General features: G+C 73.7%; 19 protein-coding genes and 1 pseudogene. 10 read left to right on the top strand and 10 right to left on the bottom strand.

The window, feature by feature from the left end; translation table 11 throughout:
* Window positions 1-25 precede the first annotated feature (25 nt).
* Window positions 26-2,201: pseudogene (locus AY578_RS02455) on the top strand (serine/threonine-protein kinase).
* A 79-nt stretch (window positions 2,202-2,280) separates the two neighbouring features.
* Window positions 2,281-3,849: a phytoene desaturase family protein gene (locus tag AY578_RS02450; RefSeq protein ID WP_258901908.1), complete on the top strand. Its 1,569-nt coding sequence runs from the start codon at window positions 2,281-2,283 to the stop codon at window positions 3,847-3,849.
* 387 nt (window positions 3,850-4,236) lie between these two features.
* Here the strand turns inward: AY578_RS02450 and AY578_RS02445 are convergent, their stop codons facing one another.
* A complete protein-coding gene (locus tag AY578_RS02445) occupies window positions 4,237-5,994 on the bottom strand; it encodes a serine hydrolase domain-containing protein (protein WP_370879092.1) in 1,758 nt (585 codons plus the stop codon).
* 209 nt (window positions 5,995-6,203) lie between these two features.
* Between AY578_RS02445 and AY578_RS02440 the strand changes: the two genes are divergently transcribed.
* Window positions 6,204-6,785 (top strand): TetR/AcrR family transcriptional regulator, encoded by a 582-nt coding sequence (locus AY578_RS02440; RefSeq protein WP_026244123.1) that lies wholly within the window; start codon window positions 6,204-6,206, stop codon window positions 6,783-6,785.
* Window positions 6,786-6,804: 19 nt separating this feature from the next.
* Here the strand turns inward: AY578_RS02440 and paaK are convergent, their stop codons facing one another.
* On the bottom strand, window positions 6,805-8,106 hold the full coding sequence (gene paaK / locus AY578_RS02435; RefSeq protein WP_019526807.1) for a phenylacetate--CoA ligase PaaK: 1,302 nt from the start codon (window positions 8,104-8,106) through the stop codon (window positions 6,805-6,807).
* 300 nt (window positions 8,107-8,406) lie between these two features.
* Here paaK and AY578_RS02430 point away from each other — a divergent pair, with 300 nt between their 5' ends.
* The 3 genes from AY578_RS02430 (at window position 8,407) to AY578_RS02420 (ending at window position 10,261) form a co-directional block, all read left to right on the top strand.
* Window positions 8,407-8,649 carry a DUF397 domain-containing protein gene (locus AY578_RS02430; RefSeq protein ID WP_028960304.1) on the top strand — a complete coding sequence of 81 codons (243 nt, stop codon included), beginning with the start codon at window positions 8,407-8,409 and terminating at the stop codon, window positions 8,647-8,649.
* Between the two features lie 121 nt (window positions 8,650-8,770).
* Window positions 8,771-9,673, top strand: coding sequence for a universal stress protein (locus AY578_RS02425; RefSeq protein ID WP_026244122.1), 903 nt, complete (start codon window positions 8,771-8,773; stop codon window positions 9,671-9,673).
* Window positions 9,674-9,763: 90 nt separating this feature from the next.
* Entirely contained in the window at window positions 9,764-10,261 is a 498-nt protein-coding gene (locus AY578_RS02420; protein ID WP_026244121.1) for a glycosyltransferase family protein, read from the top strand.
* A 78-nt stretch (window positions 10,262-10,339) separates the two neighbouring features.
* Here the strand turns inward: AY578_RS02420 and AY578_RS02415 are convergent, their stop codons facing one another.
* Window positions 10,340-12,304 (bottom strand): N-acetylmuramoyl-L-alanine amidase, encoded by a 1,965-nt coding sequence (locus AY578_RS02415; protein ID WP_161108562.1) that lies wholly within the window; start codon window positions 12,302-12,304, stop codon window positions 10,340-10,342.
* A 307-nt stretch (window positions 12,305-12,611) separates the two neighbouring features.
* The gene (locus AY578_RS02410) at window positions 12,612-13,748 is read right to left on the bottom strand and encodes an aminoglycoside phosphotransferase family protein (RefSeq protein WP_019526802.1); all 1,137 of its coding nucleotides are present in this window, start codon (window positions 13,746-13,748) and stop codon (window positions 12,612-12,614) included.
* A 234-nt stretch (window positions 13,749-13,982) separates the two neighbouring features.
* Here AY578_RS02410 and AY578_RS02405 point away from each other — a divergent pair, with 234 nt between their 5' ends.
* Window positions 13,983-15,473, top strand: a complete 1,491-nt coding sequence (locus AY578_RS02405) for a DNA-binding protein NsdB (protein WP_019526801.1) — start codon at window positions 13,983-13,985, stop codon at window positions 15,471-15,473.
* A gap of 62 nt (window positions 15,474-15,535) precedes the next feature.
* Here the strand turns inward: AY578_RS02405 and AY578_RS02400 are convergent, their stop codons facing one another.
* Together AY578_RS02400 and AY578_RS02395 are read right to left on the bottom strand one after the other, a co-directional pair.
* Window positions 15,536-16,960: a PP2C family protein-serine/threonine phosphatase gene (locus tag AY578_RS02400; protein WP_019526800.1), complete on the bottom strand. Its 1,425-nt coding sequence runs from the start codon at window positions 16,958-16,960 to the stop codon at window positions 15,536-15,538.
* Window positions 16,961-17,277: 317 nt separating this feature from the next.
* The gene (locus AY578_RS02395; RefSeq protein ID WP_019526799.1) at window positions 17,278-18,372 is read right to left on the bottom strand and encodes a baeRF3 domain-containing protein; all 1,095 of its coding nucleotides are present in this window, start codon (window positions 18,370-18,372) and stop codon (window positions 17,278-17,280) included.
* A 111-nt stretch (window positions 18,373-18,483) separates the two neighbouring features.
* Between AY578_RS02395 and AY578_RS02390 the strand changes: the two genes are divergently transcribed.
* Entirely contained in the window at window positions 18,484-18,885 is a 402-nt protein-coding gene (locus AY578_RS02390) for a hypothetical protein (protein WP_019526798.1), read from the top strand.
* A gap of 204 nt (window positions 18,886-19,089) precedes the next feature.
* Here the strand turns inward: AY578_RS02390 and AY578_RS02385 are convergent, their stop codons facing one another.
* Window positions 19,090-20,730: an alpha/beta hydrolase gene (locus AY578_RS02385; protein WP_037953698.1), complete on the bottom strand. Its 1,641-nt coding sequence runs from the start codon at window positions 20,728-20,730 to the stop codon at window positions 19,090-19,092.
* A 299-nt stretch (window positions 20,731-21,029) separates the two neighbouring features.
* Between AY578_RS02385 and AY578_RS33790 the strand changes: the two genes are divergently transcribed.
* Window positions 21,030-21,653, top strand: coding sequence for a chaplin (locus AY578_RS33790; RefSeq protein ID WP_028960299.1), 624 nt, complete (start codon window positions 21,030-21,032; stop codon window positions 21,651-21,653).
* Between the two features lie 76 nt (window positions 21,654-21,729).
* Here the strand turns inward: AY578_RS33790 and AY578_RS02370 are convergent, their stop codons facing one another.
* Window positions 21,730-22,215: a nucleoside deaminase gene (locus AY578_RS02370; protein WP_028960298.1), complete on the bottom strand. Its 486-nt coding sequence runs from the start codon at window positions 22,213-22,215 to the stop codon at window positions 21,730-21,732.
* Between the two features lie 86 nt (window positions 22,216-22,301).
* On the opposite strand from AY578_RS02370, the gene AY578_RS02365 reads away from it, so the two are divergent.
* Window positions 22,302-23,099 (top strand): GNAT family N-acetyltransferase, encoded by a 798-nt coding sequence (locus AY578_RS02365; RefSeq protein WP_019526794.1) that lies wholly within the window; start codon window positions 22,302-22,304, stop codon window positions 23,097-23,099.
* A gap of 97 nt (window positions 23,100-23,196) precedes the next feature.
* Here the strand turns inward: AY578_RS02365 and AY578_RS02360 are convergent, their stop codons facing one another.
* Both AY578_RS02360 and AY578_RS02355 read right to left on the bottom strand, forming a co-directional pair.
* Window positions 23,197-23,460 (bottom strand): GlsB/YeaQ/YmgE family stress response membrane protein, encoded by a 264-nt coding sequence (locus AY578_RS02360; RefSeq protein WP_019526793.1) that lies wholly within the window; start codon window positions 23,458-23,460, stop codon window positions 23,197-23,199.
* A 121-nt stretch (window positions 23,461-23,581) separates the two neighbouring features.
* Window positions 23,582-24,025, bottom strand: coding sequence for an SPW repeat protein (locus AY578_RS02355; RefSeq protein ID WP_026244119.1), 444 nt, complete (start codon window positions 24,023-24,025; stop codon window positions 23,582-23,584).
* Window positions 24,026-24,129 lie beyond the last annotated feature (104 nt).

Here is a 24,129-nt window from a genome sequence, read left to right as displayed (position 1 = left end):
GACTACGACGGGGGCGGCGTAGGACATGGGGGACGGCACACAGCTGATCGGCGGCCGGTACCGGCTGCTGGACCGTATCGGGCGCGGCGGCATGGGGGAGGTATGGAGGGCGCGGGACGAGTCGCTCGGGCGGCAGGTCGCGGTGAAGTGCCTCGACCCGCTCGGCTCGCAGCGCGACCCGTCGTCCGGGCGGGTGCTGCGCGAGCGGTTCCGCCGCGAGGCGCGGGTGGCGGCCTCGCTGCAGCACCGCGGGATCACCGTGGTGCACGACTTCGGCGAGTCGGACGGCGTGCTCTACCTGGTCATGGAGCTGCTCCAGGGCCGTGACCTCAGCCGGCTCCTCGAGGACAACAAGCACCATCCGCTGCCGGTCGACGAGGTGGTGGAGGTGGCCGCGCAGGTCGCCGCCGCCCTCGCCTACACCCACGACCAGGGCGTCGTGCACCGTGACCTCAAGCCGGCCAACATCGTGCGGCTCGACGACGGCACGGTGAAGATCTGCGACTTCGGCATCGCCCGCCTCGGACACGACATCGGCTTCACCTCCCGCCTCACCGGCACGGGCGTCGCCATGGGCACCCCGCACTACATGTCACCGGAGCAGATCGCCGGGGAGAAGGTCGACCGGCGCAGCGACCTGTACTCCTTCGGATGTGTGCTCTACGAGATCGCCACCGGGGCGCCGCCGTTCGACCTGGACGACGCCTGGGCGATCCTCGTCGGCCACCGCGACACCCCGCCCCGGCCGCCCCGCCGCCACCGCGCGGAACTGCCCGAACGGCTGGAGCGCGTCATCCTCGACCTGCTGGCCAAGGACCCGGACGACCGCCCCGGCAGCGCCGTCGAACTCGCCGGACGCATCCAGGAGTTACGGTCCGCGCCGGGCAGCACACCCGTGCGACCGGCGCTCCCCGGTCCCGGGGGCGGGCCGTCCACCGGACGACCGGCGGGCACGGCGGGACGCACCGGGCGCCTGCCGTCCTGGAGCCGCGGCGTGAACGCCGTCCGCGTCGCCGGCGCCGCGCCGGCCGCGCGACCCCCTGCCCACGCCCTCGCCGGCCGTGCTCGCCGCCCTCGCCGAGCGCCACCACGCCGCCCTCCGCCTGGGCCGCATCGGCCGCTGGGAGGAGGCCGGCGAGCTGCACGGCGAGGTCGCCGCCGAACGCGAGCGCCTGCTCGGGCCGGACCACCCGGACACCCTCGCCAGCCGCTACGAGGTTGCGTTCACCCTCAGCCGCACCGGCCGTCCCGCCGATGCCCTGCGCGCCTACAAGGCCGTCGCCGAGGCCCGTATCCGCGTCGTCGGACCCGACCACCCCGGCACCCTCGCCGCCCGCCAGGAGATGGGGTACGTCCTCGCCCAGCTGGGCCGCCCGGCCGACGCCCACCGCGTGTACCTGTCGGTGCTGGAGGCCCGCGAGCGGACCATGGGACCCGACCACCCCGACACCCTGCGCTGCCGCCACAATCTCGCCTTCAACCTCAGCAGACTCGGCCGCCTCGAGGACGCCCACGCCACGGCGTGCGAGGTGGCCGAGGCGCGCGCCCGGGTGCTCGGACCCGAGCATCCCGACACCCTCGTCACCCGCTGCGAGGTCGCCTACGTCCTCGGCCGCCTGGGCCGCTGGAAGGAGGCCCTGGAGACCTACCGGGACGTCGCCGTGATCCGCACCCGCGTCCTCGGCCCGGACCACGCCGACACGCTCGCCGCCCGGCACGAGGTGGGTGTCGGCCTCGGCCGCCTCGGCCGCGCCGGGCAGGCCCTCGACGTGTACCGCCGCCTCGTCGTCGACCGCACCCGGGTGCACGGCCCCCACCACCCCGAGACGCTGCGCGCCCGGCACGGCGTCGGCGTCGGCCTCGGCCGGCTCGGCCGGTGGACGGAGGCCCTCGCCGAGTCCCGCGAGGTGTCCGCCCTACGTGAGCGGGTGCTCGGCGCCGAGCACCCGGACACCCTGGTCAGCCGCCGCGAGGTCGCCGTCGCGCTGGGCTGGCTCGGCGACTGGGCGCACGCGCTCACCGAGTACCGGAGGGTGGCCGACGCCCGCGAACGGCTCCTCGGCGCCGACCACCCCGACACCCTCGCCGCCCGCGAGGACGAGGCCCACTGCCTGGAGCGCCTCGGCCATCTCAAGGAGGCGGCGGACCTGTACGGGAGGGTGGCGTCCCTGCGCGGACACGGCCTGGCCGGAGGCGCATAGTCCGTTTCGCTGCCGGTCCTTGGTCTCTCACCCCCGGTCCCCTCTGGCCGCGGACGATCATCACGTGTTACGAAGAAGCATGACCGCAGCTCAGGAGTCCCGGACGTACGACGTCGTCATCGTCGGCGGAGGCCACAACGGCCTCGTCGCCGCCGCCTATCTCGCCCGTGCCGGGCGCTCCGTACTGGTGCTGGAGCGGCTGGACCACACCGGCGGCGCGGCGATCTCCACCCGCCCCTTCGCCGGCGTCGACGCGCGCCTGTCCCGGTACTCGTACCTGGTCAGCCTGCTGCCCCGGAAGATCCTCACCGACCTGGGGCTCGACGTCCGGCTCGGCACCCGCACCATCTCCTCGTACACGCCCACCGAGCGCGACGGCCGGCCCACCGGCCTGCTCGTCGGCGGCGGCGAGGAGCGCACCCGCGAGGCGTTCGTCCGGCTCACCGGCTCCGACCGCGAGTACCGGGCCTGGCAGGACTTCTACGACCTGACCGGCCGGGTCGCCCGCCGGGTGTTCCCCACCCTCACCGAGCCGCTGCCCACCCGTGAGGAGCTGCGGCGCACGGTGGACGACGAGGAGGCCTGGCGGATCCTCTTCGAGGAGCCCCTCGGTGTCGCCGTCGAGGACCGCTTCTCCGACGACCTGGTGCGCGGCGTCGTCCTCACCGACGCCCTCATCGGCACCTTCGCCGACGCCCACGACCCGTCCCTCAAGCAGAACCGCTGCTTCCTGTACCACGTCATCGGCGGCGGCACCGGCGCCTGGGACGTCCCGGTCGGCGGCATGGGCGCGGTCACCGACGCGCTCGCCGACGCCGCCCGCAAGGCCGGCGCCGTCATCGCCACCGGCCACGAGGCCGTACGCATCGAGACCGACGGCCGCACCGCCGAGGTCACCCACCGCACGGCCGACGGCGAGGGCGTCGTCACCGCGAGCCACGTCCTCGTCAACGCCTCCCCGGAGGAGCTGGCGCGGCTCACCGGCGACACGCCCCCGCCGCACGCCGAGGGCGCCCAGCTCAAGGTGAACATGCTGCTCAAGCGGCTGCCCCGGCTGAAGGACAGCTCCGTCGACCCGCGTGAGGCGTTCGCCGGCACCTTCCACATCGCCGAGGGCTACCAGCAACTCGCCACCGCGCACGCCCAGGCCGACGCGGGCCGGCTCCCCGACGCGCCGCCCTCGGAGATCTACTGCCACTCGCTCACCGACCCCTCCATCCTCGGGCCCGAGCTCGCGGCGCAGGGCTACCAGACCCTCACCCTGTTCGGACTGCACACACCCGCGCGGCTGTTCGAGCGGGACAACGACGCGGTGCGCGAGGAACTGCTGAAGTCCACGCTCGCCCAGCTGGACGCCCACCTCGCCGAGCCGATCGCCGACTGCCTCGCCACGGACGCCGACGGCCGCCCCTGCATCGAAGCCAAGTCCCCGCTCGACCTGGAACGCGACCTGGGCCTGCCCGGCGGCAACATCTTCCACCGCGACCTGTCCTGGCCCCACGCCCAGGAGGGCACCGGCCGCTGGGGCGTGGAGACCCCCCACGCCAACGTCCTGCTCTGCGGCGCGGGCGCGGTACGCGGCGGCGGGGTGAGCGGGGTGCCGGGGCACAACGCGGCGATGGCGGTGCTGGAGGCCGGCAAGGCCTGACGGCCGGGTCGGCCGGGGTTCCGGCGTGGCCGCCCGCCGGCTCCGGCGGGGCGGCGGCCATGGTGCACCGCCGGCAGGGCGCGGAAGGGATCCGGGGGCGCTTGACCACGGCCCGCCGGCCGAGGTTCCGCCTCAGCGGTCCCGCCGATGTGGTCGCGGGCAACCTCTTCACGGAGAGCGCGCGCCCGGCGAGCTGCGGAGGCGCGCGCCCGCCGAGCTGCCGGCCGTGGTGCGCCACCGGTGGACGGCCGGCCGGGAACCGGCCGGTCCGCGACGGGCGCCCCCGGCCCTGCGCTCCAAGCCGCTCCGGCCAGGGCGGGCGCGGCGCCCGCCGTACCCGGGCGACCCGGCCGGGCGTTCCGTGGGGCTGCCCCGGCCAGGGGTTGCTCAGCCGTCCTCCCTGCTCCAGCCCTCCGCCAGGAGCCGCGCCACGTCGGACGGGCGGGACTCGTCGAAGAGGCGGCGGCGGCCCTTCTCCACACGCAGCCCGTCGACATAGGCGCCGCGTCCGACGTACAGGCGGTCCGTCGTGTAGCGCCAGCGCACCGTCAGGCCGGGGGCGGACGGGAGGTCGGCGGTCAGGTCGTGCCAGACGCGGCCCGACCAGCCGGTGGCCGTGCCCGTCGGGTGCTGCTCGGCCGTGCCGCCGCGCCGCCGCGTCGTGAACGGCACCGGCTTCCAGGTCGTCCCGCCGTCCGCCGAGGACTCCAGCACCAGGACGTCGGCCTTCGGCTCGGTGTCCCACCACAGCGCGCAGCTCAGCCGGGCCGCGCCGGACGAGGTGTCCAGCGCCGGCAGTGCGAGCGTCGCCGTGGCCGCGCTCGCCATCCCCGAGAACCACGCCGTACGCCCCCGGGCCGGGCGGACCGGCACCGCGCGGGCCAGCTGGTTGGCGGCCGCCACCCGGGGTGCCGAACCGGACCGCCAGCTGCGCACCGGATGCACCGAGTTGCCGAGGACGACGAGGAACGAGTCGGTGGTCGGGTCGAGCACCAGCGCCGTGCCGGTGAACCCGGTGTGCCCGGCCGTGCGCGGCGTCGCCATGGCGCCCATGTACCAGTGCTGGTAGAGCTCGAAGCCCAGGCCGTGCTCGTCGCCCGGGAACGCGGTGTTGAAGTCGGTGAACATCAGCTCCACCGACTCCGGCCGCAGAATCCGGTTCCGCCCGCAGACACCGCCGTCGAGCAGCGTCCGCGCGAGGACGGCCAGGTCCCACGCGTCGGAGAACACACCCGCGTGGCCCGCGACCCCGCCCAGGCTGTACGCGTTCTCGTCGTGCACCTCGCCCCAGACCAGCCCCCGGTCCAGCCCGGACCACGGCTTGCGGGCGTCCTCGGTGGCCGCGATCTTCGGCTTCCAGGACGCCGGAGGGTTGTACCGGGTGCGGCGCATGCCGAGCGGCTCGGTGATCTCCTCACGGAGCAGCACGTCCAGCCGCCGCCCGGTGACCAGCTCCAGCACCAGCTGAAGCGAGATCAGGTTCAGGTCGGAGTACAGGTACGCCGTGCCCGGCGGGCTGGCCGGCGCCTCGTCGTAGATCCGCTGCACCTTCTCCTCGTACGTCGACGACGTGTACAGCGGGATCCACGCGCGGAACCCGGACGTGTGCGTGAGGAGCTGGCGTATCGTCACGTCCTGCTTCCCGGCCCGGCCGAAGTCCGGCAGGTAGGAGGCGACCGGCGCCTCCAGCTCGAGACGGCCCCGCTCGATCTGCTGCACGGCGAGGATCGACGTGAAGAGCTTCGACACCGACGCCAGGTCGAAGACGGTGTCCTCGGCCATCGGGATCTGCTGCTCAGGCGGGAACTCGACGCCGGTGTCGGCCTTCTCGTCGTAGGCCTGGTAGCGCACGGCCATGCCGATCGGCTTGTGCAGCGCCACCGTGTGTCCGCGTCCGGCGAGCAGAACGGCCCCCGCGTACCAGGGATGTTGCGGTGACGGCTGGAGGAACGCCTCGGCATCCGCGACGAGTTGCTGCAGCGGCCCGGGCAGCAGCCCGGCCTCCCGCGCCGACCCGTGCCGCAGCGCGGGACGCCCGTCCCCGCGGGACGGCCCCGCCGCGGCGGCCGGATCCGCGGGCAGCGAAGCGAACGCCAGCCCGCCCCCCAACGCCAGTGCGCCCAGTCCCACTTGACGTCTGCTCATCCCTCTCGCGTCCGCCATCCGTCCACCCTCCCGAGTCCTGTCCCCGAGCCCTCTGAAAGTAACTTCCGGGGATCACCGCGCCGGATGAAACTTTCCTGTCAGGGGTGCCGGATGTCAATGGCTGTGGACAACGGGGCGCGGCCGTGGAGGAGTGAGTACTCCAACCGCAGTACTCTGGCCGGAGTGCTCCGAGAAGGGAGGTGGTCGCGGTGGTGCGACGCAACGAGACACGGCGAGCCGCGTTGGTGGACGCGGCGATCGAGGTGCTGGCGCGCGACGGCGCGCGGGGGCTGACCTTCCGGGCCGTGGACACCGAGGCCGCCGTGCCCCCCGGCACCGCGTCGAACTACTTCTCCTCACGCGACGACCTGCTCACCCAGGCCGGCGCCCGGGTCTACGAGCGGCTCCAGCCCGACGAGGAGACCGTCGCCCGGCAGCGCGCCGCGGGCAAGGACCGGGAGACGTACGCCGTGCTCATGCGTGAACTCGTGGGCCGTATCGCCGCGTTCCGCACCGGCTACCTGGCCCTGCTCGAACTGCGGCTCGAGGCCACCCGCCGGCCCGGACTGCGCACGGTCCTCACCGAGCGCGTCCGGGCCGACGTCGAGGCCAACGTCCGCTACCACGAGGCCTCCGGCCTCCCCGGCGACGCCACGGCCGTCAAGCTGCTCCTCCTCGCCCTGAACTGGCTGATCGTCGAACAGCTCACCCTGCCGGACGTGTTCACCCCCGAGGAGCGGGACCGGCTGGTGACGGCCGCGGTCGAACGGATCGTCACCGACGGCGGGTGACCCCGGCCACCGGGGGAGGTCAGCCCTTCCGCTCCCGCAGGTCCACGATGCGCCGGATCTTGCCCACCGACCGCTCCAGCGACTCCGGGTCGACGATCTCCGCCGCCACCGAGACGCCGATGCCGTCCTTCACCGCCTGCACGATCGACCGGGCCGCCGCCTCACGGGTCGCCGCGTCCGCGTCCGGCCGAGCCTCCGCGCGCACCGTCAGCGCGTCCATACGGCCGCTCGTCGTCAGCCGCAGCTGGAAGTGCGGCGCCACGCCCGGGGTGCGCAGCACGATCTCCTCGATCTGCGTGGGGAAGAGGTTCACCCCGCGCAGGATCACCATGTCGTCGCTGCGCCCGGTCACCTTCTCCATGCGCCGGAACACCCGCGCCGTGCCCGGCAGCAGCCGCGTCAGGTCCCGTGTCCGGTAGCGGACGATCGGCATGGCCTCCTTGGTGAGCGAGGTGAACACCAGCTCGCCCTGCTCGCCCTCGGGCAGCACCTCGCCGGTGATCGGGTCGACGACCTCAGGGAAGAAGTGGTCCTCCCAGATGTGCAGCCCGTCCTTCGTCTCCACGCACTCCTGGGCGACGCCCGGGCCGATCACCTCGGACAGCCCGTAGATGTCCACCGCGTCGATGGCGAACCGCTCCTCGATCTCGCGGCGCATGTCCTGCGTCCACGGCTCGGCGCCGAAGACGCCCACCCGCAGCGACGTGGAGCGCGGGTCGACACCCTGCCGCTCGAACTCGTCGAGCAGGGTGAGCATGTAGGACGGGGTCACCATGATGACCGACGGCTTCAGGTCCTGGATCAGCGTGACCTGCCGCGACGTCATACCGCCGGACGCGGGGACCACCGTGCAGCCGAGCCGCTCGGCGCCGTAGTGCGCGCCGAGACCGCCCGTGAACAGGCCGTACCCGTACGCGATGTGCGCGATGTCGCCGGGCCGGCCGCCCGCCGCGCGCAGCGACCGCGCGACCATGTCGGCCCACATCGACAGGTCGTTCTCCGTGTAGCCCACGACCGTGGGGCGGCCGGTGGTGCCGCTGGAGGCGTGCAGCCGGCGGATGCGCTCCCGCGGGACGGCGAACATCCCGTACGGGTAGTTCTCCCGCAGGTCCGCCTTGGTGGTGAAGGGGAAGCGGGACAGGTCGGACAGCGAACGGCAGTCGTCCGGGTGGACGCCCGCCTTGTCGAAGGACTCCTTGTAGAACGGCACGTTCTCGTACGCGTGCCGCAGGGAGTTCCGCAGCCGCTCCAGCTGGAGGGCCCGCAGCCCGTCGAGGTCGAGCCGCTCCGCCGGGTCCAGCAGGTCCGCCGCCTGAGTCATCAGGACCTTCCCTTCACCATCCCATTCCGGACGACCGATCATTCGGTCGTTGACGTCGGGCCCCAGTAACGCAGCCGACCGCCATCCGGTGCAAGAGCTGGGCCTGCACTTTTCGGTGAAGGCGCCGTCGAGACACCCCAGGGGCGCGGCCAACTGCGCGACGAGCCGCCACCGGTCCCACCGGCCCGCACCCGGCCGCGCGACCGGCGACCGCCGCCCCACATCCCCCTTCCGCGACCTGTCCCGAGGACAAGCCCCTCGCTAGGCTGGCCGCCGACGGCAAAAGGGAGGAGCACGGACGTGGCCGAGAGCACCACCCAGCAGCGCCCGCTCACGGGCTGGGACAAGCCCGAGCTGGACCTCAGCAACGCACAGTGGCAGTCCGGCAGCAAGGGTCTGGGCGACGTCCAGATCGCTTTCGTGGAGGGCTTCATCGCCATGCGCAACAGCGGCCGGCCGGAGAGTCCCTCCCTGATCTTCACCCCCGCGGAGTGGGGCGCCTTCGTGTCCGGCGCGCGGGAGGGCGACTTCGACCTGACCTGACCCGGCCGACCCGCCCCCGGGGACGTGTGCCGCCCGCTTTTCCGGACACGTGATCAGCGGAGAGCCGCGTCGGAGCCGAGTAGACGGCGTGGACCCGATGCCGTATCCGGAGGCGAGGCAGATGGACGACCAGCCGGTGGTCGCCGCGGTGGACGGATCCCCGGACGGGCTGCGCGCCCTGGAGTGGGCCCTGGACGCCGCCCGGCGGCACGGGGCCACCCTGCGCGTGCTGCACGTCCGCCCGGAGCCGCCCCGCGCCGGGCAGGACACGCGGGACACCGGGCCGCCCGACGCGGACGAGGACCCGGTGCTCGCGCAGGCCCGCGCCCGGGTGGACGTACTCGGCGGCACACCGTCCGTCGAGTACGTCGTCACCGAGGGCGCGCCGGGCGCACTGCTGCCGGAGACCGGCTCGAAGGCCCGGCTGCTGGTGCTCGGCTCGCGGGGCCGCGGCGGCTTCACCAGCCTGCTGCTCGGCTCGAACTCCCTGGCCGCCGCCCGGGACGCCGGGTGCCCGGTGGTCGTGGTGCCCCGCCCGGGCCGCGGCGGCGAGGAGGAGGCGCCGGTGCACCGGGACGGCCCCGTGGCCGTCGGGACTAGCGCCGAGAACCCCGACACGGCGACGCTGGAGTTCGCCTTCACGGAGGCCGCCCTGCGCCGTACCGGACTGCGGGTCGTCACCGCGTATCCGTGGCCGCTGCAGACGATGCTGCTGCCCGGCGAGGTGGCGCCCGCGCAGGTCGACCAGGAGGCCATGGAGCACGAGACGCGTGCCCTCGCCGAGGGCCTGCTCGCCCGGTGGCGGGAGCGGCACCCGGAGGTCGCCGCCGAGGTCGTGGTGCTGCCCGGGGACGCGGCCGGTCACCTGGTCGGCGAGTCCTGGGACGCCTCACTGGTCGTGGTGGGCCGCCACCGCCGCAGGCTGTTCGCGCCCGCCCGCATGATGGGCTCGGTCACCCAGGCGGTCCTGCTCCACGCGCACAGCCCGGTCGCGGTCGTCCCGCCCGTACCCGCCGAGGAGTGAGCCGGAGGCCGCCGGACGGGGTGCCCGAAGGCGGTCAGGAGGCGTCCGCCCGACCGTCCGAACGGCGGTCCGGCCACGTACCATGGCGGCATGTCGTTCCTCCGCCGCCGCAGTGCCACACCCGCCGGGCCCGATTTCGACGTACTGGCCATGGACCCGGGCGACTGGCCCGGCAATCTGGGCGCGGGTCTGCTGCCCGCCCCCGACGGAACCTGCCAGGGCGTCTTCCTGCGCTACGACCTGTTCGGCGGCCGCGGCCCCGCGATGATCATCGGCAACCTCCCCGAAGGCTCCCCGGCGCGTGACGTGCCCGAGGGCGAGGTGCCCTTCGAGGTCGGCCAGCTGCTGCTGGCGCTGGAGAACGACGAGGAGGTCACCGTCGTCTCCACGGAGGACGTGCCCGTGATGCAGGGCGACAACCTGCTGATCGTGCGCCGCGTGAAGCTCTCCGAGAGCCGCATCTCCTGCGTGCAGTTCGACCGCAGCGACAACGTCCTGGTGACCATCGCCTCCTGGGACCGCCCGATCACCGACGACCTGTACGCCCTCCTCAAGCCGCTGCCGGCGGAGCTGTTCCAGCAGGGCTGACCCCACCCGCGGACGACGACGGGCGCCCCCGGACCGCGCAGGTCCGGGGGCGCCCGTCGTACGGTGCGCGCTCCCGCGTTACGACGACACCACCGTCACGTCCGCCGCCTTCACGAAGCCGACCCGGTGGCCGAACTGGATCTCGTAGTACTGGTCCTCGCCGCGCACCACCTGGTGCGAGGCCGGGTCGAAGGTCACCGCGTAGTAGTACTCGCCCGGCACCTTGCCGCCGGTCACGTACCGCTGTCCGGCGAGCACCTTGTACGGCAGCGGCGACACGGTCTGCGCCGGCACCCCCTCCGGGTAGGCGGCCGCCTCCGGGTACGCCCGCCCGTACACGGGGACGGAGTCCAGACCCTCGCGCGGAGTGATCACCTGGGCCTTGGCGGGCACGGCGGTGGGCTTCTTCGCCGGGTTCTTGAACCAGGCCTTCTGGCCGAGGTACCAGATCGCCGTCCAGTCGCCCCAGCGGTCCGCCACCGCGTACTGCTGGCCCGTGGACACCCGCGAGGACAGGTCGTTGACCCCGGTGGTGGGCGTGGAGCCGAGACCGACGTCCTTGATCAGCGGGGAGTTCACGTCGTGGTCCGAGTACAGCCGCACCGCGCTCGACCCGTGCGGGGCACAGGGCTCACCGGCGGTCTCGCAGCCGGTGAACACCGGCCGGTGGGTGGCGTAGTCGGGCCGAATCGTGACGGCCCCGGAGTTCTTCGTGCCCGTCGCCTTGAGCGGGGCGCCGAGCAGCTCGAAGTAGTGCCGCCAGTCCCAGTACGGGCCGGGGTCGGTGTGCATGCCCGGGATGGTGGCCGTGGTGGTGCCCGGCACCGTGTCGTGGCCCAGGATGTGCTGCCGGTCCAGCGGGATGCCGTGCTTGTCCGACAGGTACTTCACCAGCCGGGCCGAGGACCGGTACATGGCCTCCGTGTACCAGGCGTCCGGATCGGTGAGGAACCCCTCGTGCTCCAGGCCGATCGACGCCGCGTTGACGTACCAGTTGCCCGCGTGCCAGGCGACGTCCTTCGCCTTCACGTGCTGCGCGATGTGCCCGTCGGTGGAGCGCAGGCTGTACTGCCACGACACGTACGTCGGGTCCTGGATCAGGTCCAGGACGCCCTCCCAGGCGCCCTCCGTGTCGTGCACGACGATGTACCGGATCCGCTGCGAGGCGGGCCGGTTCCCCAGGTCGTGGTTGCCGTAGTCGCCGTCGCCGAACTCCTCGTACGGCGCCGGGATCCACTCGCAGGACACCGTCCGCGGGCACTCGGTGCCGGCCGCGGACCCCTTGCGCAGCCCGGCGCGCTCCAGCGCCGAGGGGTCGGGCGCCAGGTCCGGGCTCGCGTCCAGGGCGACCTGCTGCCCGGCGTCCGTGACCCGCTCCTCGCCGTCCCGGATCACCGCGAACACCTCGTTCGCGTAGGCCGTCGCCGAGGCGCGGTCGTCGGCGCCGGAGAACAGCGCCACCGCCCCGAACCAGTCGGCCGGGTCGTCGCTGGCCGGTGCGCCCAGCCGGCGCTGAGCCTCCGCCAGCAGGGCGGCGCCGCCCGCCACGTTGGCCGCCGGGTCCTCGCGCAGCGTCTCGGCGTCCAGGCCGGTCAGCCGGGCCGCCCTCGGCAGGGTGGTCAGCCGGTCCGGCAGCTCCGCCGTGTCCAGGCCGAGCTCCGAGGGACGCAGCGCGGCACGGGCGTCGTCGCCGCGCGGGTCCTCGCTGCCGGTCGCGTGGTGCCCGGCGGAGGCGAGCGCCGTACGGGCGTCGGTCAGGTGCATGGGCCCGTAGCCGCCGGTGACGCTCGGGGCGCCGTCGTGCGCGTCCCAGCGGGACTGCAGATAGGAGACGCCCAGCAGCACGCTCTGCGGGACGTCGTACCGGTCGGCCGCGTCGGTGAACGCCTGTTGCAGCCGGGCGGCGGCCGGCGGGGCCGGTTCGGGCGCCACGCCCAGCAGGGGCAGCGTCAACGCGGCGGCGGCCAGGGCGCCCAGGGCGCCCCGGGCGGCGCGTCGGGACGGCCCGGCCGCACGGCCGGGCTCGGTGGCGAGATCTCGCAATGCAGCCTCCTGGGAACGGTCGTGCGACCCGTCAGTGGTACCGGCAGGCCGATGATCCGTCAATCATGCCCAGGAGGGCGCGAATTCCCTCGTCAATCGGGGTGTGGCGAGATTTCGTGGCGGGCCCCGGCGGACCTGCGGCGCGTCAGCGGTCTACACCGGTGGCGCCCCCGCCGGGCCTCGCGCGATGGCCGTATACCGTCCCTCCTCGCAGACGGCTCCGAAGGCCCCGGGACGCCCGACTGCCCGCGGCGGTCGTCGCCTGCGGGCAGTCGTACGGGGTGGCGGCGGGACGGCCGCGCCGCGCTCAGCGGGTGCCGACCGCGGCGCGCACGGCCTTCCGGGCCATCTGGCAGTCGTCGTGCAGCCGGCGCAGCAGCAGCCGCTGCTCCTCACCGGACGGCACGCCGCCCGGCTGGCCCCCTGCGGGCGCCGGCGCCGACTCGTGCATCGAACGCTGCACGGCCGTCTCGTAGGTGCGGATCTCCCGGGTCAGCACGAGCATCAGGTTCACCAGGAACGCGTCGCGCGAGGCGGGGCCCGCCGACTGGGCGATCTGGCTGATCTGGCGCCGGGCCGCCGGGGCGTCCCCGAGCACCGTCCACAGGGTCGCCAGGTCGTAGCCCGGCAGGTACCAGCCCGCGTGCTCCCAGTCCACCAGCACCGGACCGGCCGGTGAGATCAGGATGTTGGAGAGCAGCGCGTCGCCGTGGCAGAACTGTCCCATGCCCTGCCGCCCCGTCGCCACGGCGATGCCGTGCAGCAGCTTCTGCAGGTCCCCGAGGTCCCGGTCGGTGAGCAGGCCCAGCTCGTGGTAGCGGTTGATCCGGGCCGCGTAGTCCAACGGCGCGTCGAACGTCCCGGCGGGCGGCCGCCAGGAGTTGAGCCGGCAGATCGCGCCGAGTGCCGCCCTGATGTCCGCCCGGGGCGGCGCCTCCACCGGGTGCCGCTGGAGCGCCGCCACCCGTCCGGGCAGGCGCTCGATGACCAGCGTGCAGTTGTCCGGGTCCGCCGCGATCAGCCGGGGCGCCCGCACGGGCGGACGCTGCCGGACGAACGAGCGGTATGCCGCTATTTCGTGCCGGATGCGCTCGCTCCACGCGGGGGAGTGGTCCAGTAAGCACTTGGCGACCGCGGTGCTGCGGCCCGTCGTGCCGACCAGGAGGACCGACCGGCCGGTGCGGCGCAGCACCTGGACCGGCGCGAACTCCGGACAGATGCGGTGCACCGAGGCGAGCGCCGTGCGCAGTTGCGCGCCCTGTGCGCCGGACAGGTCGAGCCTCCCGCTGAGCGGCTGGGTGCCCGGTCCCGCGAGGCGCCGTGCGTTGCCCGCGCCGAGCACGGGGTTCGCCGGGCGCGCGGGGGCGAGGTAGGGGCCGCTGTCCGACGGACGCGGACGCAGCGGCCGGGGCGGGGCGGACACGGAGGACGATGCTGCGTACATGGGTGATACAGATCCCTTCGTGTGCCTGCGACGTCAGGCACCACCCAACCCCTCCGCCCGGCCGCACCCTGGGGGAATGCCCCTGCGGCGACGGGGTCGTGGTGGCGCGTTCCTACTCGACACCCGAGGGCCCCTGGCACACCATCTGGCGGACCCTGGCGAACCCTGGCGAATAGTCGCCCGGCACTCCCCACCGGGCTACTGTCAACTCAGCCGAGAACCTGGGGGCTTGACGTGAGCGGACAACCCAACACCCGGCTCTCGGACCTGTTCGGCCTGGCCGGCTGGTCCAAGGGCGAACTCGCGAGGCTGGTGAACCGGCAGGCGGCGGCCATGGGCCATCCGCAGCTGGCGACCGACACCTCCCGGGTGCGGCGGTGGATCGACATGGGAGAGATCCCGCGCGATCCGGTGCCGCGGGTGCTGGCGGCTCTGTTCACCGAGCGTCTCGGCCGTGTCGTGACCATCGAGGATCTCGGTCTGGTACGGCACGGGCGTACGGGGAAACGGCCACGCGCCGGGAGTGAGGAACATCCCGACGGAATGCCGTGGGCGCCCGAGCGGACGGCCGAGGTCCTCACCGAATTCACGGGAATGGACCTCATGCTCAACCGACGCGGCCTGGTGGGTGCGGGCGCCGCCCTCACCGCGGGCTCCGCACTCAGCAGCGCCATGCACGACTGGCTGCACACCGATCCGGCCCTGACCGCAGACGCCCCCCGCCTGCACGATCCCCTGCACGCCGAACCCGCCGGGTTCGACCGCTACGAGGCCGCCCCCATCGGGTCGCAGGAGATCGAGGAACTGGAGCGCTCCGTGGAGGTGTTCCGCGCCTGGGACGCCGCCCGCGGCGGCGGGCTCCAGCGCAAGGCGGTCGTGGGACAGCTCAACGAGGTGGGCGGCATGCTCACCTACCACCACCCGCCCCATCTCCAGCGGCGCCTGTGGGGCGTCGCCGCCAACCTGGCCGTCCTCGCCGGCTGGATGTCGCACGACGTCGGCATGGAGCCGACGGCGCAGAAGTACTTCGTCATCGCCGCCCACGCGGCACGCGAGGGCGGCGACCGCCCGCGCGCCGGCGAGGCGCTGTCCCGCGCGGCCCGCCAGATGGTGCACCTGGGCCGGCCCGACGAGGCGCTGGACCTGATGAAGCTCGCCCAGTCCGGCTCGGGCGAGCAGGTGCTGCCGCGCACCCGCGCCATGTTCCACACCATCGAGGCGTGGGCGCAGGCGTCCATGGGCAAGGGCCAGGCGATGCGCCGCACCCTGGGCCAGGCGGAGGACCTGTTCGTCTCCGACAAGGGGGACGTGCCCCCGCCGAACTGGATGCAGCTGTTCAACGAGGCGGACCTGTACGGCATGCAGGCCCTCGCCTACCGGACGCTCGCGGAGTTCGAGCCGGGCGCGGCGGTCCACGCCCAGCACTACGCGGACAAGGCGCTCGCCCTGCGGGTGGACGCCCAGCAGCGCTCGAAGATCTTCGACTTCCTGTCGATGGCCTCCGCGTGCTTCATCGCCGACGATCCCGAACAGGCCGACCGCTTCGCGCGGCTCGCCCTGGTGTCGATGGGCCAGAACTCCTCGCGCCGCACCTGGGACCGGCTGCGCCAGATGTACCGGCTGACCGCCGAGTACGCCTCGTACCCGAGGATCCAGGAACTGCGGGAGGAGATCGAGCTGGCGCTGCCCAAGCCCCGGGGCAAGGGCGGGACCGCGAAGGCCTGAGAGAGCCACGCGAGCCTTCACGCGGGCTCTTTTACAGGGCACTTGTCACGCGTGCGCCCCCGTCAGGAGGCGACGCGCGCCACCAGTACACAGGCGTGCTCCGTACGCTCCCCTTCACCGAACTCCCGTACGACCTCCCGGACGCAGTCCTGGGCGGAACGGCCCCCGGCGAACCGGGGCGCCAGGGCGAGGAGCCGGTGGACGGCGGCCGTCCCGGTGTGCCCGGGCACCAGGCCGTCGGTGTGCAGCAGGAGCAGGTCGCCGACCTCGAGGTTCTCCTCGGCCTGCCCGTGCGCGGAGCCCGGGGCGGCGCCCAGCAGCGCACCCTGCGGTCCGTCGAGCGCCCGCCCAGCGTCGCCGCGGTAGAGCAGCGGGGCGGGGTGGCCGGCCCGCGCCCACACCGCGGTGCGGGTGTCGTGCCGGTAGCGCAGGCAGACGGCCCCGGCGAGGGTCGGCTGCGCGGTGGTGTCGAGCAGTCGGTCGAGGCAGTCCAGCAGGGCGCCGGGCGCGGTGCCGGCCAGCGCCATGCCCCGGACCGCGCCGAGCAGCATGGCGACACCGGACGCGGCGCCCACGCCGTGTCCGGTGAGCTCGCCGGCGCCGAGCAGGGTGGCGTCGTCGGACAGTTCGAGGGCGTCGTACCAGTCGCCGCCGACCGACGCCTGCGCGGAGGGCGGCAGATGGGCGGCGGCCACGTCCAGGGCGCGCGGGCCACGCCGCGGGAACCGCAGGGAGCCGTGCCACGCCGGAAGCACGGCCTCCTGCAGTTCGACCGCGAGCCGGTGCTCGGTCCGCGCGGCGGCGTGCCGGTGCCGGTGGAGCGAGTCACGGGTCTCGCTCACCGCCCTTCGGCAGCGGCGCAGTTCGCTGACGTCGCGCAGGACCGCCCACATGGAGACGGTGCTGCCGTCGGCGCCGAGCACCGGTTCGCCCATCATGTGCACGGTCCGTATGTCGTCGGCCGCGTGCGTCACGCGGAACTCTCCGTCGATGGGCCGGCCGTCGATCAGGCAGCCGGTGACCATCTCGGTCAGCCGCGGCCGGTCCTCGTCGTGGACGAGGGAGGGCAGTTCGTCGAGGGTGAGCGGGGGAGCGGCCGGGTCGCGGCCGAGGATCCGGTACAGCTCGCCCGACCAGCTCACCTCGTCCGTGAGGAGGTCCCACTCGGCGCTGCCGACCCGGCTGAGCAGGGAGGCACGGGCCGGGGCCGGCGGCGCGGGTAACTGCTCGGCGGACGCGTCGGGCGCGGCCGGCGGGTCGTCCCGCAGCTGCGCCAGGTGCTCGTCCAGGTCGTCGAGCTGGTGCATCGCCAGGTCGTACAGCGCGCGGCGCCAGCGCTCCCCGGGGTCCCCCGCGTCGGCCGGGGTGTCGCGGCGGACGGCGTCCACCTCGCCCTTGAGCCGCCGGGTCTGCGAGATCAGCGCGTCGACCGGTCCGCCTCCCGGCGGCCGGGCGGCGGGGCGGTCCGCGGAGAGAGGGGACGGCATGACGTACTCCGATGCGGGACGGTACGGCCTTCGGACGGGCGGAGGGACCGTTACGACTGTTGCACAGCACGCCACGGCCTGTAAGGGATTTGGCAACACACGATAAGGTGGTGCCGCTGGCATATGCCACCGTCTTCACGGAGTTACCGCGAGGTGGTCACGCGGTACCCGCCGGACGCCCCAACTTCCATGGTACGCACGTGAGCTGACGAGGCGTCAGGCTCCCTGCGGTGACTCACTCACGCGTTCGAAACCCGGCTGTCAGTTCGACGGCGGGGGCGGTGATCGGCCCGCGCCCCGCGCCCCGCCACCGACCGTCAGTAGCGCAGCACCGCCGCCATGCCCTGCGCGTCCTCCAGCGCGCCGTCCGGGACGAAGCGCACCTCGGCGCCGGTGTCCAGGCACTGCTCGACGATCTCGTCCACGATGTCCTCGCGGGCGTCCAGGTCACCGTCCTGGGCGACGATCAGATGCTCGCCGTCGTCGCGGACCGTGATCCGGTAGTTCTCCTCGACGGCCAGCAGCCGGATCCGCCCCTCGCGGGCGCTCTGCCACAGCTCGTCGACACCGGCCGCGAACTCCTTGCGGCTGCGCGCGGCTTCCAGCTCCCGCGCCACCTCCTCGGCCCGCCTGCGGTCCTCCTCCTCGAGCACCGGCCGCACCGCCTCCCACACCATCTCCGGTGTTCCGTGCGCCAGTCCGCCGCGCGGCACCTGCACGGCGTCCTTGCAGACGCCGCCGAACTCGCACAGCAGCGACAGCGCCGCCGGCTCGCCGGTGATGTACAGCGGCCTCGGGTGGGTGCGCATCAGGGAGCTGAGCCGGGTGGCAGCCTCCTTCAGGAAGCGGCGGGTGTCCTCGTCCCGGTAGTTGCCGGGCTGGTCGCCGACCCGCATCAGCCGCTCGGGGTCGAAGTTCGACTCCTCGCGGACCAGCGGGAAACCGCCGGTGCGCTCCTCGGCGACCCGGTCCGGGCCGCCGCCCCACAGTGTGACCCGGTCGGCGGCGACGGACAGCACCCAGAACGGGCGCTCCGCCGTCTGCGCGGAGACCAGGTGGCGGGTCAGGAAGGTGTCCGAGAGCACCACGCGCTCCGGGACGCTGCGCGCCAGCGACCACACCTGGTGCTCGCCCGGCGCGGCGAAGATGGCCAGGCCGTCCTCGGCGTGCGCGAGATCGACCTCGGCCAGGGCCTGGTCCAGCTGGGCCTCGACGTCGGCGCGCCGGTCCCGGGGGACCGCGGGATCGGACTCCAGCTTCTTCTTCGCCTCGGCCACCATGGTGCGCAGCCGCACCGCGTCCTCGGTGCTCAGCGGGTCACGGCGGTGGGTCGGCGTCAGCACAGACACCGCCGGGTAGGGACGCGGCCGACGGAGATCGGCGAGGGCGGAGGGACTCAGATCGTGCTCCATGACAGCACCATAGGGCGGAATCAGCGGTAGGGCATTCGGGGCAAAGCGCCCGCAGGGCGGGCGGCGGTCCGGCGCGCCGCGGGTGCACGCTGGTGGGGGAGGTGACCGCCGATGGCGCGCTTGGTCCTGGAGCGGGACGCGGACGGGTGGACCGTCGTGGTCCGGCTGGCGTGGTGGGAGGCGCTGCTCGCACGCCGTCGCGCGGTACGGGTGCCGCGGGCGTGGGTCGCGTCGGCCGGCGTGGAGCCCGACTGGTGGCGCGCGATGCGCGGCACGCCGGTGGTCGGGCGCTGCCGGCCGGGGCGGTTCTGCGTGGGGGAGCGGGAGCACGTGCTGGGCCGCGACTTCGTCGCCGTACGGGCGGGTGTCCCGGTGCTGGTCCTGGAGCTCCGGTCCCCGTCGCCTTTCGTGCGGCTCGCGGTGTCGGTCCCGGACGCGGGGGAGGCCGCCCGCTCGCTGCGGCCCGGCGAGGACGCGGACGAGGAGGACGCCCCCGAGGAGGCCTCCGGTTAGGGCCTGTCCGGCGGATCACGCCGAGGACGCGGGGTCTGGAACGCCCGTCTGCGGCGTTGTCGTCACTCGCCGACGCTCCGCGTCGACTCCCTCCTCCGCCTTGCAGCTGGACGCACCAGACCCCGCTCACCTGGGTTGCAAGACGCTGCGCCTTTCCCCCGACTTGATCCGCCGGACAGGCCGTAGCGGAGCGGAAAGCCCGGGTCAGACGCGGTCCTCGTCCTCCGCGCCGCAGGAACTGCCGCTCCGGGGGAGGGAGCCGTAGAGGAGGAAGTCGTCGACCTTGCGGTGGACGCACTCGGACGCACCGTAGCCCGTGTGGCCCTCGTTGCGGTTGTCCAGCACCACGGCCGACGGCCCCAGCCGCTTCGCCGTCTGCTCGGTCCAGTGGTACGGGGTGGCGGGGTCGCCGCGGGTGCCGACCAGCAGCATCTTCGGGGTGTCCACGTCCTTGACCTTCTCCCGGATGTAGTCGGTCCCCTTGGGCCGGCCGTGGCACAGCACCACCTGTGCGAGCCGGTACGGCCCGAACACCGGCGAGGCCTCCTCGTACGCGGCGCGCAAGCGGGCCAGCTCCCCGGTCAGTTGCTCCTCGTCCGGACGGTCGGGGTCGTCGGCGCAGTTCACCGCCATCAGCGCCGCCGGGAGGTTGTCCAGCGGGACGTCCTCCTCGTCGGCGAGCGGCTCGTCGTCGCGACCCGGGACGGCCGGGGACGGAGTGGGCGGCGGGGCGGGCGCGGGGGCCGTCCCGCCGGACGCGAGGGCCTCCACGCCGCTGGCGTCGCCGTCCTCCATCAGCTGGGCGAGCGCCCGCTGCAGCACCGGCCACATCTCCTTTGTGTAGAGGCCCTGCGCGATGGCGCCCGCCAGGTCCTGGCCAGTGAACTCGTAGCCGAACTCGGTCGGAACCGGGGTGTCGTCGAGGGAGCGCACCAAGTCCACGACCTGCTTGCGGGCGGCGCGCGCGTCCTGCCCGAACGGGCAGGCGAGCTCCTCCGTGCACCAGGTGAGGAAGTTCTCCAGCGCCGTCTGCTGCCCCCGGGCACTGGCGAGCCCCTGCTCGGCCAGTGGCTCGGTCAGCGTGTCCACGCCGTCCAGGGCCATGCGGCCCACCTTGTCGGGGAACCGGGCCGCGTACACCGCGCCGAGCCGGGTCCCGTAGGAGAACCCGAGGTAGTTGAGCTTCCGGTCGCCCAGCGCCTGGCGCATCACGTCCAGGTCGCGGGCCACGTCCACGGTGCCCATGTGGGCGAGGACCGGGCCGGAGTGCTTCTCGCACTCGGCCACCACCTCGCGCAACTGCCGCAGCGCGTCGCGCGGATCGCCCGTCTCCTCGCCGTCGGTCGCCTCCAGTGCGCGGACGGTGGCGTCGGTCCCGCAGCTCACCGGGGAGGAGCGGCCCACGCCCCGCGGGTCGAACGACACCACGTCGTAGTCGTCGGTCAGACCGAGGAAGTCCTTGCGGCCGTACGCCAGCCCCTGCACCCCGGAGCCGCCGGGGCCGCCGAAGTTCAGCACGACCGAGCCGCGCGGGTCGTCGGTGGACGCGCGGTAGCGGGCGAGCGCCAGCTCCAGGGTGCCCTTGCCGGGGTCGGCGTAGTCGAGCGGCACGGTGACCGTGCCGCACTGCAGGTCCTTCGGCAGTTCCGTGCCCTCGCAGGCCGCCCAGTCGATCTTCTGGTCGTAGAACCGGTCCAGATCGCGTTCGTCGCGCGCGACGGCCGTCAGGCCCGTCGCCAGCAGGACGAGACCCACCGCTCCGGCCGCCGCGCCGCGCCGGACGGAGGGCGGCAGCCCGTTCGCGTGGTGACCGCCCCGGAGTCGCTCGGACAGCTCGCCCAGCATCGAAGCCTCCCAAGACGCCAGGACCGGCGCCCTCGCCCACCATAAGCGGGCCCCGCGGCGCCCGCCCGTCGGCCGTACGGCGTCCGTCACGGCCCCGCGTCCGTGCGTTCGGGCACTGCGAGTTCGACGCACTTTGCCGGACGTTCGACCGTCGCGGCCCCCTATGGGGTGAACCGGCTGCGGCATACGGAGGAGCCATAACCCGGATGGCACGTCCGCGTTCTATCCGGTGGCGGGCGAACGCTCGCGACCAAGTCTGGAAGGGCAGGGAACCTATGCGAAGGGTTACCCGAAACGGTGTGATCGCCGTCGCCGCCGCGTCCGGCGCGATGGCCGTGGCGATGCCGGCGTACGCCGATTCCGGGGCGGAGGGCGTCGCGGCCGGATCGCCCGGGGTGGCGTCCGGGAACAGCGTTCAGCTCCCGGTGCACGTCCCGGTGAACGTGTGCGGGAACACGGTGAACGTGGTGGGCCTCCTCAACCCCGCCGCGGGCAACACCTGCGTCAACAAGGACGTGCGGCACGAGGACGCCCCGCACTCCGAGAAGAACACGTCCGGCGCGTCCGCCGGGAGCGACGCGCACGGCTCGCCGGGCGTGCTGTCCGGCAACGGCGTGCAGCTCCCGGTGCACGTGCCGGTCAACGTGACGGGGAACAGCGTGAACGTGGTCGGCATCGGCAACCCGGCGACGGACAACAGCTCCGTCAACGAATCGGGTGAGCACCAGGAGCCCGCGCCCGAGCGGACCGTGCCGGCCCGCACCCTGCCCGCGCCGGCGCCCCAGGAGGCGGCCCCCGCCGAGCAGGTCGCGCTCGCCGAGACCGGCGCCGACCACACCGTCCCGGTGCTCGCCACCGGCGCCGCGATGTTCCTGGGCGGAGTCGCCCTGTACCGCCGCGCCCGGCTCCGCACGGGCGTCTGACCGGCCCGGTCGCCCTCACGTAAACGCTCCGCCGCCCCCGGGCCCGCCGCGCCGGCCGGACCCGGGGGCGGCCGCGTCAGCCGCTCTGCCGGTGGAACCGCCGGTGCAACGCGGCGATGTCCTCGGTCAGTTCGGGCACCGGCCCGTCCACGGTGACGCCGGGCGCGACCGCGGACACCGGCAGGGGCCGTACGGGAGACTCGGGCACACCCAGCTCCGCCAGCCAGGATGTCAGCTGCTCGGACGAGGCGACGTACACGATGCGGCCCAGGCCCACCCAGGCGTGCGCGGCGGCGCACATCGGGCAGTGCTCGCCGGAGGTGTGGACGGTGGCCGCGGCGCGCTCCTCGGGCGTCATGTGCGCGGCCGCCCAGCGCGCCAGCTCGAACTCGGGGTGCCGGGTGCGGTCGCCGGAGGCCACCCGGTTGCGGTCCTCGGCGAGCACGGTGCCGTCCCCGGACACCAGCACCGACCCGAACGGCTCGTCGCCCGCCTCCAGTGCCTCGGCGGCGAGCTCCACGCAGCGCCTCAGGTACGGCAGTTCGTCGTCGCGTACGGCCATGGTCGTCGTCCCGTCCCTCCGTCGGCGTGATCACCGGCCACCCTAATCCCGTTGCACACGGCGGCGGCGGATGGTGCACTCCCGCCATGCCCTCCACCACCGCACCGGCCGCGCTGCTCACCCTCTACGACCGCGAGATACGCCGGGACGCCCGCCCCGACGGCCCCGACGACGTGGTCGAACGCGTTGGCAGGGTCGTACGCCGCACGGCTCCCGCCCACGGCTGGAACGGAGTCGTGTGGTCGGACTTCGCCTCGGGGGAGGAGGCGGACCAGGCGATCGCCGACCAGATCGCGCACTACACGTCCCGGGGCCTCGCCTTCGAGTGGAAGCTGTACGCCCACGACGAGCCCGCGGACCTGGGCAGCCGCCTCCTGGCGCACGGCTTCACCCCCGAGCCGGACGAGACGCTGATGGGGGCGGAGACCGACGCGCTCGCCCTGACCGCGACCGTCCCCGACGGCATCCGCGTCGTCCCGGTGACGGACGAGGCCGGCGTCGACCAGGTCGCCGCGGTGCACGAACGCGCCTTCGGCGACGACGCGTCCCGCCTCCGCCGCCGGCTCCTCGACACGCTGACGACCACCCCGGACACGGTGGCCGCCGTCCTCGCCCTCGCCGGGGACGTCCCGGTCAGCGCGGCCCGCATGGAACTGACCCCCGGCACGAGCTTCGCGGGCCTGTGGGGCGGCGGCACGGTCCCGGAGTGGCGGGGCCGAGGCATCTACCGCGCCCTGGTCACCCACCGCGCCCGTATCGCCGCGGCCCGCGGCTACCGGGTTCTCCACGTGGACGCGGGTCCCCGGAGCCGCCCGATCCTCCAACGCCTGGGCTTCACACCGCTGACGGTGACGACACCGTACGTGTACGAGCCGTCCCTGTAGAGGCACTTGAAAGCCGTCCTCCAACGGCACACGAGAACGGTGGCTGTCCCACCTGCTCGGACAACCACCGCTCCCGTACTGGGCCGAGCCCCGCGCCTCAGCGGTTCAGCTTCGCCCGGTCCAGGGCCGCCACGCCCACCGCCGCGAGGGCGATCTGGATCAGCCACTCCACCCAGTCGACGCCCTTGGTGTCCGCCACGCCGAAGGCCGACGCGAGGGCCGAGCCGATGAGGGCGGCGGCGATGCCGACGAGGATCGTCCACAGGACGCCGATGTGCTGGCGGCCCGGGACGACCAGGCGGCCCAGGACGCCGATCACGATGCCGATGACGAGGGCGCTGATGATGCCGTCGATCTCCATGTCTTCCCTTCCCTTCCTCCGCTGAGAAGCTTCTGCCCGCTGCCCACGGCGGCAGTCGCACAAGGAGGGCCGGTCCGCGGGACTCCGCGGACCGGCCGGGGGAGGGTTTCGTCGTGGGCCCCTACGACGACCTGGACGCTGCCCTGGCCGCCGTGGCGGCGCAGGCGGTGCCCAGGATCACGGTGAGGGCTCCGATGACGACGTTGTTCCAGATCACCCCGGCGTCGGGGTCGGTGCCCACGACCCATGGAGAGATGATCATCCAGATGCCCAGCGCGCACATGGCTCCGCTGAGGCCGTACATGCGCGAGGGCGCCGCCGTGAACCCGAGGGCCAGCAGACCGATCGCGATGCCGACGATCAGGTTGTGCGTCACGAGCGGCGGCTGACTCGTCGTGTAGTGGAGGATCCACGGTGACACCGCGCAGTAGAGACCGAGCAGGAACACCGGGCCGTCCACGAAAGCCACGTCACGGCTGCCGAGGACGCGCTCGTAGCGTGCCCGCATCTCCGGTGCATCCGGATGGCTGGCGAGATCTCCATGCTGGTGTGAGACGTTGGCCATGGTCGTCTCCTTTGACTAGCAGGCCTGACCGCGTTCTGGGTGCGGTATGCGGTAAGAGCCGCGTTAGTCCCATTGTGCTCTTATTTCTTCTTTATGTGTAGTCG

It is taken from the genome of Streptomyces thermocarboxydus (assembly GCF_024760485.1).
Lineage (GTDB): Bacteria > Actinomycetota > Actinomycetes > Streptomycetales > Streptomycetaceae > Streptomyces > Streptomyces cellulosae.
This window is presented reverse-complemented; position numbering and strand designations above follow the sequence as displayed.

Bases quoted from the DNA above. Each gene is read 5' to 3' on its own strand.
- AY578_RS02445 (WP_370879092.1), bottom strand. From the start codon at position 5,994: ATGAGCAGACGTCAAGTGGGACTGGGCGCACTGGCGTTGGGGGGCGGG.
- AY578_RS02420 (WP_026244121.1), top strand. From the start codon at position 9,764: ATGTCGTTCCTCCGCCGCCGCAGTGCCACACCCGCCGGGCCCGATTTC.
- AY578_RS02355 (WP_026244119.1), bottom strand. From the start codon at position 24,025: ATGGCCAACGTCTCACACCAGCATGGAGATCTCGCCAGCCATCCGGAT.
- AY578_RS02395 (WP_019526799.1), bottom strand. From the start codon at position 18,372: ATGGAGCACGATCTGAGTCCCTCCGCCCTCGCCGATCTCCGTCGGCCG.
- AY578_RS02450 (WP_258901908.1), top strand. From the start codon at position 2,281: ATGACCGCAGCTCAGGAGTCCCGGACGTACGACGTCGTCATCGTCGGC.
- AY578_RS02370 (WP_028960298.1), bottom strand. From the start codon at position 22,215: ATGGCCGTACGCGACGACGAACTGCCGTACCTGAGGCGCTGCGTGGAG.
- AY578_RS02360 (WP_019526793.1), bottom strand. From the start codon at position 23,460: ATGGAGATCGACGGCATCATCAGCGCCCTCGTCATCGGCATCGTGATC.
- AY578_RS02365 (WP_019526794.1), top strand. From the start codon at position 22,302: ATGCCCTCCACCACCGCACCGGCCGCGCTGCTCACCCTCTACGACCGC.
- AY578_RS02390 (WP_019526798.1), top strand. From the start codon at position 18,484: ATGGCGCGCTTGGTCCTGGAGCGGGACGCGGACGGGTGGACCGTCGTG.
- AY578_RS02410 (WP_019526802.1), bottom strand. From the start codon at position 13,748: ATGTACGCAGCATCGTCCTCCGTGTCCGCCCCGCCCCGGCCGCTGCGT.
- AY578_RS02425 (WP_026244122.1), top strand. From the start codon at position 8,771: ATGGACGACCAGCCGGTGGTCGCCGCGGTGGACGGATCCCCGGACGGG.
- AY578_RS02385 (WP_037953698.1), bottom strand. From the start codon at position 20,730: ATGCTGGGCGAGCTGTCCGAGCGACTCCGGGGCGGTCACCACGCGAAC.
- paaK (WP_019526807.1), bottom strand. From the start codon at position 8,106: ATGACTCAGGCGGCGGACCTGCTGGACCCGGCGGAGCGGCTCGACCTC.
- AY578_RS02400 (WP_019526800.1), bottom strand. From the start codon at position 16,960: ATGCCGTCCCCTCTCTCCGCGGACCGCCCCGCCGCCCGGCCGCCGGGA.